This is a genomic window from Arthrobacter humicola (assembly GCF_039531445.1).
Taxonomy (GTDB): domain Bacteria; phylum Actinomycetota; class Actinomycetes; order Actinomycetales; family Micrococcaceae; genus Arthrobacter; species Arthrobacter humicola.
The window spans coordinates 567860-583479 of the sequence record NZ_BAAAQB010000041.1 but is presented as its reverse complement, the minus strand read 5'-3'; the positions used below and the strand labels follow the sequence as shown (position 1 = coordinate 583479).

General features: G+C 64.7%; 10 protein-coding genes. 5 read left to right on the top strand and 5 right to left on the bottom strand.

Features of this window, described 5'->3' with window-relative positions; all coding sequences use genetic code 11:
- Nucleotides 1–8: 8 nt before the first annotated feature.
- From ABD243_RS19230 to ppk2, 3 genes are all read left to right on the top strand, one after another.
- Nucleotides 9–575 (top strand): DUF3090 domain-containing protein, encoded by a 567-nt coding sequence (locus tag ABD243_RS19230; protein ID WP_344367969.1) that lies wholly within the window; start codon nt 9–11, stop codon nt 573–575.
- Entirely contained in the window at nt 575–1342 is a 768-nt protein-coding gene (locus ABD243_RS19225; protein WP_344367967.1) for an SCO1664 family protein, read from the top strand. The genes ABD243_RS19230 and ABD243_RS19225 overlap by 1 nt, the downstream gene beginning before the upstream one ends.
- 780 nt (nt 1343–2122) lie before the next feature.
- Nucleotides 2123–3055, top strand: a complete 933-nt coding sequence (ppk2, locus tag ABD243_RS19220; RefSeq protein ID WP_116767416.1) for a polyphosphate kinase 2 — start codon at nt 2123–2125, stop codon at nt 3053–3055.
- Between the two features lie 284 nt (nt 3056–3339).
- Here ppk2 and ABD243_RS19215 read toward each other — a convergent pair whose 3' ends face one another.
- The 5 genes from ABD243_RS19215 to ABD243_RS19195 all read right to left on the bottom strand — a co-directional run bounded on the left by ABD243_RS19215 (nt 3340) and on the right by ABD243_RS19195 (nt 12719).
- On the bottom strand, nt 3340–4746 hold the full coding sequence (locus tag ABD243_RS19215; protein ID WP_344367966.1) for an FAD-binding oxidoreductase: 1407 nt from the start codon (nt 4744–4746) through the stop codon (nt 3340–3342).
- Nucleotides 4747–4821: 75 nt separating this feature from the next.
- Nucleotides 4822–8082, bottom strand: a complete 3261-nt coding sequence (locus ABD243_RS19210; protein ID WP_344367965.1) for an ATP-binding protein — start codon at nt 8080–8082, stop codon at nt 4822–4824.
- Between the two features lie 323 nt (nt 8083–8405).
- Nucleotides 8406–10043 (bottom strand): amidohydrolase, encoded by a 1638-nt coding sequence (locus ABD243_RS19205; protein WP_344367962.1) that lies wholly within the window; start codon nt 10041–10043, stop codon nt 8406–8408.
- 198 nt (nt 10044–10241) lie between these two features.
- Nucleotides 10242–11153 carry a carbon-nitrogen hydrolase family protein gene (locus ABD243_RS19200; protein WP_344367960.1) on the bottom strand — a complete coding sequence of 304 codons (912 nt, stop codon included), beginning with the start codon at nt 11151–11153 and terminating at the stop codon, nt 10242–10244.
- On the bottom strand, nt 11154–12719 hold the full coding sequence (locus tag ABD243_RS19195) for an APC family permease (protein ID WP_344367959.1): 1566 nt from the start codon (nt 12717–12719) through the stop codon (nt 11154–11156). It lies immediately after the preceding gene.
- Nucleotides 12720–12830: 111 nt separating this feature from the next.
- On the opposite strand from ABD243_RS19195, the gene ABD243_RS19190 reads away from it, so the two are divergent.
- Together ABD243_RS19190 and ABD243_RS19185 are read left to right on the top strand one after the other, a co-directional pair.
- Nucleotides 12831–13475: a TetR family transcriptional regulator C-terminal domain-containing protein gene (locus tag ABD243_RS19190; RefSeq protein ID WP_344367958.1), complete on the top strand. Its 645-nt coding sequence runs from the start codon at nt 12831–12833 to the stop codon at nt 13473–13475.
- A 634-nt stretch (nt 13476–14109) separates the two neighbouring features.
- A complete protein-coding gene (locus tag ABD243_RS19185; RefSeq protein ID WP_425547258.1) occupies nt 14110–15606 on the top strand; it encodes a CoA-acylating methylmalonate-semialdehyde dehydrogenase in 1497 nt (498 codons plus the stop codon).
- The last annotated feature ends 14 nt before the right edge of the window (nt 15607–15620 follow it).

Sequence of the window (15620 nt, the reverse complement as noted above, 5' to 3'; positions counted from 1 at the left end):
ATACTGACATGCCTACACGTGTTCACGAGTTTGCCTGGCCTGATCGGGTCGTCGTTGGCACCATTGGCCTTCCGGGGGCGCGCACCTTCTACCTGCAGGTGCGCGCAGGGACGCAGATGGTGAGTATTGCCCTGGAGAAGCAGCAGTCGGCTCTGCTCGCGGAGAAGATCGACGACATTCTCGACCAGCTCATCACCGTCGAGGGCAACCCCTTCAGCGTTCCCACGAGTACTCCCATTGAACTTGTCGACAATGACCAGCTCGAGGCCGTTCAGGAGCAGTTTCGCACCGGCGCCATCAGCCTGGGTTGGGACCCAACCACGGCCCAGGTCGTAATAGAGGCCTACCCCATCACCGATGTCGATGCTAGTGACGATGACGATGACGATGATGAATCGCTTGATGAGGACGGCGCTAACGAGCCCGAAATGCTGCTGGTACGAATGCCGGTCGGCACCGCCCGCGCCTTCGCCAAGCGCACCCGTGAGATCGTGGGCGCCGGGCGTCCGACGTGCCCGCTCTGCGGTTACCCCATAGACGCCGACGGGCACATCTGCACCCTTCCCGAGGTCTGATGCCAGCGCCGGACCTACTGACCGCCGCTCTGACGCTCACCGGCCGCATCACAACGGCTTCGAACGCGACATTTCTGGGCAGCATCGGCGACGTGGTGGTCGTCTATAAGCCGATAGCAGGCGAAAGTCCGCTGTGGGATTTTCCCGATGGCAGTCTGGCTTACCGGGAGGTGGCCGCCTACCTGGTCTCGCAGGTCTTCGGCTGGGACGTCGTGCCGCAGACCTGGCTGCGCGATGGTCCGATGGGTGAAGGAATGGTGCAGCTCTGGCAGGAGCAGGACCCGGCCCAGAATGCTGTGGACCTGGTCGCGACGGACCACGTGCCCGAGACGGGCTGGAAACAGGTTCTCGAGGGACGGGATGAGGAAGGACGGATGGTCGCCCTCGTTCACGAAGACTCGCCAGCGCTCAGACGCATGGCGGTGTTCGACCTGGTCGTCAACAATGCCGACCGCAAAGGCGACCACATTCTTGCCATGACGGACGGGCACCGGTACGGCGTGGACCATGGGCTCACCTTTCACCGTGACCACAAGCTGCGCACGGTGCTGTGGGGATGGCTGGGAGACGCTCTGACCGCCGAGGAACGCGACGGCATAGATCGTGTGAGCGAGGGACTGCACGGTGGGCTGGGCCGAGACCTGGCGGAGTTGCTCAGCGCCGAGGAAATTGCATCGCTCGCCGCGCGCTGCGCCCGGTTGCGCTTGGCAGGGCGGTTTCCGGCGCCGAGCGGTGAGATGTCGGCGGTGCCATGGCCGCTGTTCTAAGGGAACTACGGCTACGGGCTTCGCAGGCCGTGTCACGTTGATGGCATGGAGCTTAAGGTAGCAACGGAGCTCATCATTCCTGCGCGCGAGCTCGGCTGGCGAACTTCCTAAGAGCCAGGCCCCCGGCCGGCAACCCTCTCTTCCGAAGGTTTGGGCGACGGGAGTGACATCAACCGTCACCGGGAGTCCGGTGGAGGGGAGTTGGGATGGCGAAATTAGGATGTGTACATTGTGCGCACCCTGGCCCGCGGATCGGGTTGGTGCGTCTTGTTCTTGACGGTCATGGCCGAATCGGCCATGGGAATGCTCTGGCGCATCCCCAGCCCTGGGTATCAATGGTGATGGTCGGGCGCGATTGACCGGAAGTCAGGGCGCCGGTCGCCGTCGTCGGTCATTCCCGGCGTCGGACGGCCCGAGCCTCGGAACGGGTCGACATGCTGTCGGCGTTCTTCGAGTTTGATTGACGCCGACCCGATGTTTGACGGGATGAAGCTGATCGCTGAACCGTGGACCGCGACCCCGGCGGCTACCAGACGATCTGCCTCGCCATGGCTTCCAGGGGCGCCGGAGGCGCCGGCCCTCGCTGGCATCCCTTCCGGACACGGTGCCCGGAACGGCGTGCCCGTTTGCCGTGCGGGTTGCCTCCGCGGACAAGTCGTCGGCATCACGCGGTGTTCTCTGCGGAAACCGAAGGCAAGGTGTTCCGGCGGTGTCCTTCGGCTCGACGGGTCGCCCTGTTAGAATGCCGTCACGGTTGGTCGAGGCCGGAAGGAGAGTCGGATGTCGCAGGCCGCGCAGTGGACACCAGGGGACCAATCGTGGGTCAGGGACAATCTGCGCCACGCCATAGACCATCTCGTTGAGCTCGGTTACTCGGTGCGCGGCGGACAGGGCGAGGACCCGGAACTGATCGATCCCGGCGGTTCGGCCGTGGAGACGTGGCGGGAGGGCTACCCATACGAGGAACGGATGTCCCGTGAGGACTACGAGCTGGAGAAATACCGGCTGCAGGTTGAGCTGCTGAAATTCCAGTACTGGGGCCAGGACCAGGAGCACCGGCATGTGATCGTCTTCGAGGGCCGGGATGCGGCCGGCAAGGGCGGAACGATCAAGCGCTTCACCGAGCACTTGAATCCCCGCTCGGCCCGGGCGGTGGCGCTGGCCAAACCCTCCGACCGTGAACAGGGCCAGTGGTATTTCCAGCGCTACATCCAGCACCTGCCCTCGGCCGGGGAGATCGTGATGTTTGACCGCTCCTGGTACAACCGGGCGAATGTCGAACGGGTCATGGCCTTCTGCTCGGAAGAGGAGTACGAGACGTTTATGGTTCAGGCACCTCTCTTCGAGAGGATGCTGGTGGACTCCGGCATTCACCTGACCAAGTTCTGGTTCTCGGTGACCCGGCATGAGCAGCGCACCCGCTTCGCGATCCGGCAGATCGATCCCGTGCGGCGCTGGAAGCTCTCGCCGATGGACCTGGCTTCTCTGGACCGGTGGGAAGAGTACACGGCGGCCAAGCAGGAGACGTTCCTGCGCACCGACACGGACCATGCTCCGTGGATCACGATCAAGTCCAACGACAAGAAGCGGGGGCGGATCAACGCCATGCGCTTCTTCCTCAACCAGTTCGACTACGACGGCAAAGACACCTCGGTAGTCCACGACGCCGACCCGCTCATCGTGCGACGCGGCCGCGAGGCCGTCGGCGACTGAGCCGGCCAGCTATTCGCGGGAACCCGCATAGCGTTTGCGAGGCTCCCAAACATCGCCCGCATAGCGATCGGGCGGCGCGCACGTTGTCCAGACCGGAGTGAGTTTCCTGCCGTTGCTGCCTTGTGGCTCGCTCCTTGCCTGCTTCCCACGAGACCGGCAGGAAGATCCCCGGAAACCCGGGGATCTTCCTGCCTCAACTCACGCAACTTCAGGTTAGGGGCGCGGGCTGTCAGGTTGCTTCCCGATCCTCGGTCGATCATCCACTTCTCACGCAGGCAGTGCTGTCACACCGTGGGGGCGATGTTCTGGTTCAACCGGAATAGATTGGTGGGGTCGAATTCGTTCTTTAGTTCCACGAGCCGCCGGTATGTGTCCGCCGGGTACGACGCCCGGACGAGCGCCGTATTCGCTTCACCTGTGAAATTCACGTAGGCCGCCACATCCGGACCGAGCGCGGACGTCACGCCCCGGGCCCATTCGACGACATCCGCGAAGCCTTCCGCCGTCGGCGTGCGCGCAATAACATTGATGACGAATTCCTGGTCGCGGAGTGCGAAGGCCGTTGCTTCGGCCGGAACCCGGCCGACAGCGCCGCCAAGGTGGTGCAGGTGAATCTCCGTCATGGCGTTGGGAAATGCGGCAAACGAGTCCAACAGCACGCGCACGGACGCGTCGTCGGCGGCGCGAAGAAATGCCGAGCGGAAATAGTTGTGCACGCCCCGCGGGTACAGCGGATCGAGCGCCTGTTGCCACCCCGCGTACGGGTTGGCCCCGAACACATCGGCGATGACCGTGCCCAATGACCGGAAGGGCGCGGTGGCGGCCTCGCCGGCATCGAGATCGCCGGACCAGCACCCTCCCACAGCGATGACTGGCTTGCCGTGCACCGATTCTGGCAGGAACGGGACCGGCGGTGCCGTGGTCATGTTGACCAGCGTGGTCAGCTCATCGGGGGCCGCCGCGCAGGCCGCCCGATAGCCGTGCAACACCTGCTCCGCCTCTTCTGCGGGGTAGAAAACCAGGCCGGAAAGGACGATGGGCCCCACTTCGTGCAACTGATAGTCGAAGGACGTCACCACACCGAAATTGCCGCCGCCGCCGCGCAGTCCCCAGAACAAATCGGGGTGCTCGTCGGCACTGGCGTGAATAAACTGCCCGTCAGCGGTGACGACGTCGGCGCCGACCATGTTGTCGCTGGCCAGCCCGTGCTTGCGCACGAGCCAGCCGATGCCGCCGCCGGTGGTGAAGCCGGCGATGCCGGTCGAGGACACCAGGCCACCGGTCACCGCAAGCCCGAATTGCTGTGTCTCTGCATCCACGTCTTTCCAGGTACACCCTGCCTGTGCCGCCACGCGGCGGCGGGCAGGGTCTACCTGGACCCCCTTCATCAGCGAAAGGTCCAGCACGATACCGTCGTCGACGGTGGAAAACCCGGGGATCGAATGGCCACCGCCGCGAACCGACAACGGCAACCCCTCGCTGCGCGCGAGATCGACCGTGCGGATCACATCTGCCACACCCGCACAGCGTGCGATGAGCGTCGGGCGGCGGTCGTGCGCCCCGTTCCAGATGCTGCGTTCGCGGTCGTAGTCCGCGTCCCCTGGCCGGACGACCTTGCCGCGCAGGCCGGCGGCGAACTCGGCGATGGTGGCCTCGCCGATGCGGGTCGGCCCAGTCTGCGTCGTTGTCACGATGCGTTCCTCCTGATTGCTGTTTGTTTGTCAGACCTATTTGCCAGATCCAGGAATAACGCTAGTGAACCGTCCTCAACGAGAACTCAACGCCGTCTCAACATCATCATCCGAGCCCCGCCTACGCAGTGCAGCGAGCCGCTGACCGGCGATGACGCATCTCGTTCGGTCGAAAATCGCTCCAGCCCTGTCAATTTCGCGGGCCGCCCGATGCGGGTCGCCGAGCTCGTTGGATAGCTCTGCCACCATCAACCGTTGCCAGCCAGTGTGTCGCCGCCACGGGTCGAGCCTTTCCGCTGCCCGCCTGTACATTTCCCGCGCTGCCCGGACCTCCCCGGAGATCAGTTCGGCGGCACCGAGAATGGTCAGCGTGGCGCCCATCCCCACCTGATCTCCCGCGGACTCGAACCCCGAAAGGCAACGCCGAGCGTCTGTCAGGCCGCGGGCGATATCACCACCCATGGCGCGCAGCAGGGCGATATTAATCTCCGTCAGCAGCTCGCCGCGTCGGTCGCCCAGGCCGAGCCGAAGCTCCCGCGCCAAGGACAGGGTCTCATCGGCCGCGCCGTGGTCGCCACAGTCGCGCAGAATGCAGCCAAGTTGGTGAAGTGTTTGCGCCCTAGCCAGGTCATCTCCTAACTCGGCGAAATGTTCGGCTGCATCCGTGATGACGGATATCGCAGACTGCGTGTCCATCGAAAGCCTGGCCGCGTAGCCGATCGCGGACAGCACGTAGCCTTTGGCTTGGATGACGCCAACCCGCCGGCCCAACAGCAGGGTCTCCTCGACGCAGGGGACCAACCGTCCGGCGATCGGGACCAGTTGCAGGCTGGGCGTGATCACCGGCAGGAAGGGTGGAGTGCTGGTCTCAGACTGTGCGAGTTCGCTCATGCAGGTGTTTAGGTGACGGGCGGCGAGTGGTCCGTCCTCCCGGGACAACGCGCACTGGCCGAGCAGCCAACTGCTGGCAGCGGCATGTTCGGGTCTGCCACCCTCGACTGCCTCGGTGTGGACGTCGGCTGCCAGCTGTTCGGCCTCGTCCAAGTCGAAAGTGCTCCAGGCGAGCGAGGTCTCAATGAGCCGGGCCATCGCCACCTCGTCGGGGTTGCCGATCTCCCGCATAATTGCCAGGGCCTCCGCGCCGAGCGCCCGATGCCGATCGCTGCGGCCCTGCCGGCTGTCCAGCCCGGTCAGGCCGATCAGAGCGGCCGCCCGAGGCCGGGTCGAGTCGGGAGCCACCGCCAAGGCACGCTCGACCCACCGTGCTCCCTCGACCGCGTGACCGCGGACGAACCAGAACCGCCACAGGCTGGCGGCGAGCCGGAGCGCGGTCTCGGGCTCGTGGGCGCACGACCAGCGCAACGCAGCGCGCAGGTTGTCGTGCTCGCGGTCGAGCACCTTCGGCTGTTCGATGACCACCCCGGTGGCCCGTTCGGGATTGTGGGATTCGGCGACGGCAAGGAAGTAGGCGCAATGCGCAGCCGCCAGTTGAGCGGCCTCACCTGCATGATCGAGATTCTCGTGGCCAAACTGGCGGACCGTCTCCAATTGCCGGTATCGGGTCCCGGCGCCCCTCCTTTCCGCGACCACCAAAGACTTGTCCACCAACTTGGCCAACAGGTCGAGCAGTTCGATTTGCTGGAGGGGCGCGTCAGCGCAGACCGATACCACAGCGTCGAGGGTGAAACCACCCGCGAACACAGACAGCCGGCGCAGCAGAACCTGCTCCGGTTTGGTGAGCAGTTCGTGGCTCCATTCCAAGGTGCCACGCAGCGTCTGGTGCCGTGTGACGCCGCTGGTTCCCCCGCCGAGCATGGACAAAGCATCGCCCAATCTCTGGACGATCTCGGCGGGTTCGAGTACGGCGGTTCTGGCCGCGGCCAATTCCAGGGCCAGCGGCATCCCGTCGAGCCGTCGGCACAACTCTGTCACCCCCTGCGCATTGTCGGCATCGAGCGCGAAACCCGGGCGGACCTGCGCTGCCCGCTCAACGAAAAGCCGGACAGAGGGCAGACGGCCCAGCACGGCCAGGTCGAGAGCGTCGGTCCGCAGGGCCGAGGGCAGGGGCAATGACGGCACCCGGTAGGTGTACTCCCCGTCGGCATGGAGTGGCTCCCGGCTGGTGGCCAGCACTTTAACCCCAGGGCATCCGTCAAGTAGCATGACGACGAGTTGCGCACAGGCCGCGAGCAGGTGTTCGCAGTTGTCCAGCACGAGGAGCAGCGAGCGTCGCCGCAGTTGGTCGACCAGCGCTTGCACGCGGCTTGGTGCCGCGCCGGAATCCAACCCGAGGACCTCGGCTACGGCATCGGCCACCAGCAGCGATTCCCCAACGGCCGCGAGGTCGACGAACCAGACTCCGTCCACGTACTCAGGACGAACTGTCTTCGCGGCCTCCAAGGCCAGCCTGGTCTTGCCGCTGCCGCCTGCCCCGGTGAGGGTGAGCAGGCGAGCATGGCCCATCAGCCGCTCGACGTCAACGAGCTCACGCTCGCGCCCGATGAAGCTTGTCAACGGGGATGGCAGATAACCGATGGCATCGTCTTCGCCGTTCACGCCGGCGGGCTGGTGGAGGCGCTCCTCGGGCGGCGAGCCGGTCAACAACTCGCGAAACAGTCCCATTGTCCGGGTGTCCGGGTCGGTCCCGAATGCGTCGAGGAGTTCGTCGACCAGCCGCTCATATCGTGCCAATGCTTCCGACCGCCGGCCCATTCCAGCCAGCACCACCATCTGCGCGCGCACGGCTCCCTCGTGGAGGGGATCGGATTCGAGGGCATGGGTGAGGATGACCAACGCTTCCTCCGGTGCGCGCTGCGCGACCGTGGACGCCAGTTTCACCAGTACCTCGCGATGGATTTCCCGGAGCTCATCGCGGCGTGTCGTCAGCCAATCCGCATCCGGCAGATCCGGCAGAAGATCACCACTGTACAAGTCGGCCGCATCGCGCAGGCTTGCCTCGACACCGGCAGCCAACGCTGCCACGGCCGAACGCTCGAACTGCAGGACATCGACATCGACCGGGCCCGTGTCATCCAGCACGACCACTTCACCGCGGATGGCGAGCAGCCCGTCGCGGCCTGCTCCAGCGAGCGTACGGCGAGCGACGTACAGGGTCTGATGCAGATTCCGTGCGGCGGCCACCGGCTCCATGTCAGGCCACAGGTGGTCCAGTACCTGCTCGCGACGGCCACGCTGACCACGCGCCAACGCCAGCATCGCCACTACGGCCTTTGCCTTCTGCAGCCGCCAGTGGCTGTTCTCGACGGCGTTCCCGTTGACGTACACGATGAACGAGCCGAGAAGCTGGATGCGCAACCCGCATTGGGTAGGCTTCATGGTTCTTCAGTATCCGCTCGCCAACCGGTGTTGTCGAACAAAGTAATTTCCCACACGATCGCTGCCTTGGCGCACTCTGTGAGCGGCCCATCACCAGCAAGCAAACCACCAGAACCACAGCAGCCAATCGCCCCCATCCGGCTCGATTCAGCAGTTTGGGTCGACTGTGATGAGACAGCGTGGGAACCGCGCAGGTTAGGGATTGGTTTGCAGCGCGTCCTGTCAGGTCAGGGGTGAACGCCTGTGGGTGTCGGGCTGGGATGGAGCGCGGAAAGAGAGTCCGTCTGTGGTTGTTGGCGGCACCATAGGGCGGTGGCGTCGGCCTATTCTTGGCGGCTGAAGACACTTTCTCCATCCACCCAGGTCGATTCGATCGGGAGGTCAATAAGGTCGTCGGCGGAAACCAGAAGGGGATCATCGGCCCATATCGCGAGATCGGCCTTGTTCCCGGGCCGGATGGTTCCCTGGTCATAGTCTCCTTGGGCCTCGGCGGCCCAGACCGAGAAGCCCTTGAGCGCTTCGAGCGCCGTCAACCTTTGTGAAGACTCAAAGACAGGCGCATCAGTCTGGCCCGGGATGCGACGCAGGCGGGCCCATGCCATGCCGATGCGTGCGTCGTATTGAGCCACCGGCCAATCCGAGCCCAACGCGACGGGAGCACCTGAATCTATGACGTCACGGATCCTCCAGGCCCGTTTCGATCGCTCGGTCCCCAGGCGGCTGGACCATGAGTCGGATCCGTCCGGCTTTCGCCATTGCATGTGCAGGGGCTGCATCGATGCGGTGATTCCTGCCGTGGACAGGCGTGCGAGGTCCCTGTCCGCAAGGCACTCCAGATGCTCAATCCGGTGCGGGGCTCCCCGCCGGGACCGCACGCCGGCCGAGACGTATGCGTCGATCGCAGCACCAATGGCACGATCACCGATAGCGTGCGTCGCGATCTGAAATCCTGCGTCGCCATATTGTTTGACGGTTGCCGCATACTCAGCCGGATCGGGCCAGAATGATCTCAGTCCGCCGCCCAACGTGTCCGGTTCATAGAGCCAGCCGGTTCCCGTATCGATAACACCATCCAGGAAGAGTTTTACGAGCCCGCCGCGCCAACGGCGACCCCGTCGATCCCTTGACAGGACGTAGGGCCGGGCTTCTTCAGCAGTCAGGCCGGGCCGATGCTCGAGTGCGGAAACCAGCCTGACCGGCAGCCCCGATCCGGTGCTATCGATCTCGTCGATGAAATCGAGCGAAGCAAGGTCACCATCCATGATCGTTCCTGAGGTAATGCCGGTTCTCGACAAGCAGGAGATCAGCTCCCGTGCCCTCTCAACGGCCTGCGCTGCAGAAAGAGCCGGCGCGACGGCTCCAACCAAGTCGTAGGCGGTGGCTTCCCGCAGTTCCCCTGTGGGGTTCCCGGCGTCGTCAACAACTATCTCTGAATTGTCGCAAAACCGGCGACCTCCCGTGATGCCACTCAGTCCCAGAGCTTCTTTGCTCGCCAGTGCGGTGTGAAGGTCAAAGAGCAGAATGTACGTCGGGAGGCCGTAGACCGACTCCTCAATCAGGTCAGCGGATATTCGTCTGCCTTCAAAGACGCCGTAATCAAGGTTCCATCCGCGGACCCACCCCTTCGAATCCTCCGAAAGCACTCGAAGTGCTTCGGTGCGCAGGACGGCGAGGAAACCGGCAAACGTTGACACTGGGCCGAAATCGACACCGACCGTGATTTCCGAACCCTGGATGGGGTGGATGTGCCCGTCGATGAGTCCCGGCGTGATGGTTTGGCCCTTGGCATCGTGCACTCGTGTTCGTGGACCCCGGTGCTCACCAAGAAGGTGGTTGCCGCCAGAGGCGAGGATCCTGCCGTTCGCGATGGCGATTGTGCTAACAGATGGTTGTCGTGCATCGAGGGTGTGCACCCTGGCATTAACGATGACAGTGTCCGCGGATTTGAGGTTATTGGGCATCAGACTTCCCCTGATCTTGAATGTTGCGCACGCGCCTAGAACGTTGGCGGCAAGGGTCACACCGCTTCACAGCGACCGACAGCTGGCGGGTGCGGATGAGATCGTGCCGGCGATGGTCGTTTCTGGCAACGAGTGCGTACCTCCGGGACCGGAGGTACGCACTCGTTGTGGTGGTGGGGCGCGGCCGTGGAAAAGCGGTCAGGCCGTTGAGGGGCTGAGCTGGTTCACGCGTGAACCGTCCGGGTCCGGGGTGCTCCACGCCGGGGGCTGGAAATGTGCGCCGCCGTACATCGGGTAGCGCAGGATTCCTTCCTGGTCGTGGAGCTGAGCCCATGGCCGATTGATGCCGTGGGTTCCGTAGCGGCGGACCTGTGTGACCCGGTCGAGGTCCAGGACGCCGAAGAGGATTTCCTCGCCTCCTCTGGCCTGCTGCATGATGGTGCCCTCCGGGTCCACAATCACGCTCTCCCCGACGGCTGACGGGTCGGCGCCGTTGACGTTCACGACGTAGATCTGGTTTGCGAAGGCGTTGGCCTGTGACATCACGATTTCCATCGCCCTGTCCCGGGTTGTGGTGAGGGTGGGCTGGATGATGACCTCGGCTCCGAGCCATGCCAGTTGCCGGGCGACCTCGGGAAAGCTTCCATCGAAGCAGATGGCGAGGCCTACGCGTCCCCGGCCGGGGATGTCGAAGGTCACGAACGAGTCGCCCGGCGTCGTTGTTTCGAAGGGGCGCCAGGGAAAGAGCTTCCGGTACCGGGCCACGATCTCGCCGTCGGGGGAAACGGCGATTGCCGTGTTGTAGGTGTTCCCGCCGTCGGTTTCCAGCAGGGATCCGGGCACGAGCCAGACCCCCAGACGGCGGGCCAGGTCCGCGATCCGGTCGGTGAGCGCGCTGGGGATGGGCCCGGCGGACCGGGTTTCGGCCTCAGGGTCCGGGACCAGGAATTCTCCGGGCGCTGCGAGCAGAAGTTCGGGGGCGACGATGATGTCGACCTCGGGGCCAAGGTCCTTGGCCGTTTCGGCCTGGGCGGCGAAGCGTTGCCAGGTTGCTTCGACGTCGTAGGGTACGGGTTTGGTCTGGATTGCTGCAATGGACAGGACGCGCATTTATGCCTCGGTTTCGCTGCTCAGGATGGATGGCAGTTCGTGTCGGGTGGAGAAGGTTCCGCGGGGGATGGTTTGTCCGGCAAAGTACGGCCGGAGACCGGGCCGGATGATGGCGATGACCAGGACGCCGAGGGCGAGGGCGCCGATGCCGATCCAGAACACGCTTCCGATGCCGAGCCAGGAGAGACCGGCGTAGTCGGGGGACAGCATGTCGACGGCGGTGTACGCAAAGGCTCCAGTCATCAGGAGGGCGCCCATGCCCGGGAGGATGCCCTTGACCACAAGGGCGGAGGCGGAGGTGCGCATCTGGGGAGCGAAGTACACCACGCAGGCCAGCGCCGTCGCGGCGTAGTAGGCGGCGATCATCAGGCCGACGGAGAGAATGGCCAGGCCGATGAAGTCGGCGCTGATCGCTGTCAGGACGACCGTTACGGCAATGCTGAGGAGCGCCCACCAGATGATTGACGTGGTGGGTGTCCCCCTGGAGGGATGCATCTTCGTGGTGGCGGCGGGCAGTGCGCCGTACGTGCCCATGCTGAGCCAGGACCGGGGGTTGCTGATCGCGACGGTCATCAGCGCCGCCAATGCCGAGGTGCCCACGGCGAGGATGATGACCTGCCCGAAGAGGCCGCCGGTGGCTTGGGGGCCGAGCACGGACAGGACGTCCGAGACGGTTGCGGGATCCGTGATGCCGGCGGTTCCGGCAAATCCGACGGCTGCCGTCGCGGTCACGACGTAGAAGAACAGCAGGATCACCGTCGTGATGACCACGGCCCGCCCGGGTGTTCCCTTGCGGTCGGTTGTTTCCTCATTGACCGCTATCAGCGCGTCCCAGCCCCAGTAGATGAACAGGCACAGGATGACGCCGTGGACCAGGCCGGAGAGATCTCCGGAGGCAAAGGGGTTGAACCAGTCCAGCCGTGGCCGCTCGGCGCCCGCCGCCGCGGTGCCGGCGGCCATGGCGGTAAAGGCGCCAATGCAGAAACCGCCCAGGGCAAGCAGTTGCAAGGCAATGAGCGCGTATTGAAGCCAAGCGGAGAGTTCGATTCCCCGCGCCGCCACGACGCCGCTCATGGCGATCAGCCCGCACGCGATGGCCGCGACGATGACCGGTTGCGAGGCGGCCCAGCCAAGCCCCAGAAAGGTCAGAAGATACGTCGTGGCAACCTGTGCCAGGGCCGCGCTGGAGATGAAGGTGGCAATCTGGGGGACCCAGCCTCCGAAGAACCAGCCCGACCACGGGCCGAAGACCCGTGAGATCCACACGAAAACCCCGCCGCAGTCAGGCATTTCCCGATTGAGGTCCCGGAATGCGAAGGCCGTGAAAAGGATAGGCACGAAGCCCAGAAGGAATGCGGCGGGAGTGCTCGACCCGACCGCCAGGACAACGAAGCCCAGGGTGACGGCCAGGCTGTACGCGGGGGCCACGGCGGCTAGACCCAGCGCCACGGTGGGGCCGATGCCAATCGAGCCGGCCTTCAGTCCCTTGGTCGCAGCGGCGGCCGGAAGGGTGGCTGCCGGAGGGGTGGCGGGCGGAGCGGCGGGGGGTGGAAGGGGATGTGACACGGAGACTCCTTATCGAATCAAAGTTATTTGAATCACATTCAAATTTGAATGCCATTCAATACCGGTCTAGACTCGTTGTCAATAGGCATTGGGCCAGGGGGAGGAATGGCAATGGCAGATCTCAGCAAGAGGGAAGTGCGCCGCAGGGAGATTGCGGCAGCAGCACAGGCCGTTGCGGCCCGGGACGGCGCGGAGGCTGCGACACTGCGGGCGATTGCGGCGGAGGCGGGCATGGCCGCCAACGCGGTCCTGTACTACTACGGAAGCCTTGCGGAGATCACCGCGGCGGCCGTCCAGGCCTCATCCGACCGGTTCCTCGCGCGACTGGCGGAGGCAGCGGACCCCGCCATGAGTCCCACCGTCAGGCTCGCCGCCGTCATCAGCGCAGGCACCACTGCGGGACTGGACGACGACGCGTCCCGGATACTCTACGAATACTGGACCCATTCGCTCCGGGACCTGGAACACCGACGGATCCAAGCGGAACTCACCCGTACCCAGCAAGCGACGTATGAACGAATCATTGCCGACGGGATGCAGGCCGGTGAGTTCTTTCCGGTCCTGCAACCTGCGAAGATTGCGCGGACTTTGGTGGCCCAGGAAGACGGCCTGGTCATGGATGTACTGGCCGGCACCGCCAGCAGCGAGGACGTGCTTGATCTGGTCGCCAGTCTCGCCTCGGCCCTTCTGGGCCTCGACCGCGACACGCTCCTCGACCACATCGCAAGCCTCACCTTCTCCCATCCCGGCCAATAGCGGCCGGATCGGGTCGCCGACACAAGCAGTCGAACATCGTCCCATCTCTGGTGAAGGAGACGAAGGCCCCTTCAGTCGCGGCCACGGGCTTCCATGCATCCAGCGCCCCGTCCAGGGATGCATCTAATGCCAATGCGGGTGATCGGGCCGGAATTTGTTGGAGGTGCCGTTCGCGCCCTGCCAATGGGGTTGGCGGGGCTGCACCGTTCACCACCAGCTCGCTCAGCGGCGTTCGCCAACCAGGTGCGGGTTCGGTCCCGCCAATAAGACTCCACCTAGCGTTTGCGGAACAGCGAGGACCGGTCTGGGACCACGACAGGCGCACGAGTGCCGAACGTGAACTGGCGCATCCTCGACGGCGGCGGCTGGCGCGCCCACGGCCGTTCAGAGCAGGTCTAGGGACGCGGGGATCGGATACGACTACGTCCATTCGCATAGGGCGCCTGATTCGATCCCTCGGAGAACCGGGCCCTACGCTGAGGCGGTGGCGGACCGGTCGGTGCTTGGACCTTTGGTAAGCGGTGTTCTCCGTGATGGACATTTGTATAGCACTTCCTGCGCGGGCGGGCGCTTACGGTGGCAACAGATGATTTCCATCGCCTCCGCACCGTAGAAAGAGAAGACTGTGTCTGATATCAACGAACTGCAGGTTGTCCCGCACTTTGTCGGCGGACAGGAGATGCCCTCGTCGGGCGACCGTACGGCCCCGGTGTTTGATCCTGCCCTCGGCAAGGAGTCAAAGCTGGTCGGGCTCGGCTCCGCCGCGGACATCGAGGCGGCAATCTCCTCGGCCCACAAGGCATTCCCCGCATGGCGGGACCTGTCCATCACCAGGCGCCAGCAGATCATCTTCCGGTTCCGGGAGCTGCTCAATGAGCGAAAGGGCGAACTGGCCGGGATCATCACCTCGGAGCACGGCAAAGTGGTTTCCGACGCCCTCGGCGAAATCACCCGCGGCCTGGAAGTCGTCGAGCTGGCCACCGGCTTCCCGCACCTGATCAAGGGCGAGCACTCCGAGAACGTCTCCAGCGGCGTAGATGTCTACTCCACCAAGTCACCGCTGGGCGTCGTGGGCATCATCAGCCCGTTCAACTTCCCGGCCATGGTGCCGCTCTGGTTCTTCCCCATCGCTATCGCGGCAGGCAACACTGTTGTCCTGAAGCCCAGCGAGAAAGACCCGTCCGCTGCCAACTGGCTCGCTGCGCTCTTCACCGAAGCCGGCCTTCCGGAGGGTGTCTTCAACGTCCTGCACGGCGATAAGGAAGCCGTGGACGGACTGCTGGAGCACCCGGACGTCAAGGCGATCTCCTTCGTCGGTTCCACCCCCATCGCCCGGTACATCCACGAATCCGCGGCCCGCCACGGAAAGCGCGTCCAAGCCTTGGGCGGCGCGAAGAACCACATGCTCGTTCTCCCGGATGCCGATCTCGAGCTCACCGCCGACGCGGCCATCAACGCAGGATTCGGCTCGGCGGGGGAGCGGTGCATGGCCATCAGCGTGATTGTCGCCGTGGAACCGGTGGCGGACCAGCTGATCGAAAAGATCACCTCCCGCATGGCCGCGCTCAAGATCGGTGACGGACGCAGGAACTGCGACATGGGCCCCCTGGTCACCCGGCAGCACCGGGACAAGGTCGCCTCCTACATAGACCTTGCCGAGACCGACGGCGCCAAAGTCGTGGTGGACGGCCGGAACATCAAGGTCGACGGCGACGAGAACGGCTTCTGGCTCGGCCCGACGCTGATCGACGACGTGCCGGTGACCTCGCGCGTCTACCAGGAGGAGATCTTCGGGCCGGTCCTGTCCGTGGTCCGCGTCAGCTCCTACGAAGAGGGCCTGGAACTGATCAACTCCGGCGCATTCGGCAACGGAACAGCTATCTTCACCAACGACGGCGGCGCGGCCCGCCGCTTCCAGAATGAAGTCCAGGTGGGCATGGTGGGCATTAACGTGCCCATCCCCGTCCCGGTGGCCTACTACTCCTTCGGAGGGTTCAAGGCCTCCATCTTTGGAAGCGCCAAAGCCTACGGCATCCAGGGCTTCCAGTTCTTCACCCAGGAAAAAGCGATCACGTCCCGCTGGCTCGACCCCAGCCACGGCGGAATCAACCTGGGCTTCCCCCAGAACTGAGTCCCGGCGTCACC

What these genes read in the sequence shown, in the direction of transcription:
- ABD243_RS19230 (WP_344367969.1), top strand. Translation starts at nt 9, where the DNA reads ATGCCTACACGTGTTCACGAGTTTGCCTGGCCTGATCGGGTCGTCGTT.
- ABD243_RS19225 (WP_344367967.1), top strand. Translation starts at nt 575, where the DNA reads ATGCCAGCGCCGGACCTACTGACCGCCGCTCTGACGCTCACCGGCCGC.
- ppk2 (WP_116767416.1), top strand. Translation starts at nt 2,123, where the DNA reads ATGTCGCAGGCCGCGCAGTGGACACCAGGGGACCAATCGTGGGTCAGG.
- ABD243_RS19210 (WP_344367965.1), bottom strand. Translation starts at nt 8,082, where the DNA reads ATGAAGCCTACCCAATGCGGGTTGCGCATCCAGCTTCTCGGCTCGTTC.
- ABD243_RS19205 (WP_344367962.1), bottom strand. Translation starts at nt 10,043, where the DNA reads ATGCCCAATAACCTCAAATCCGCGGACACTGTCATCGTTAATGCCAGG.
- ABD243_RS19200 (WP_344367960.1), bottom strand. Translation starts at nt 11,153, where the DNA reads ATGCGCGTCCTGTCCATTGCAGCAATCCAGACCAAACCCGTACCCTAC.
- ABD243_RS19190 (WP_344367958.1), top strand. Translation starts at nt 12,831, where the DNA reads ATGGCAGATCTCAGCAAGAGGGAAGTGCGCCGCAGGGAGATTGCGGCA.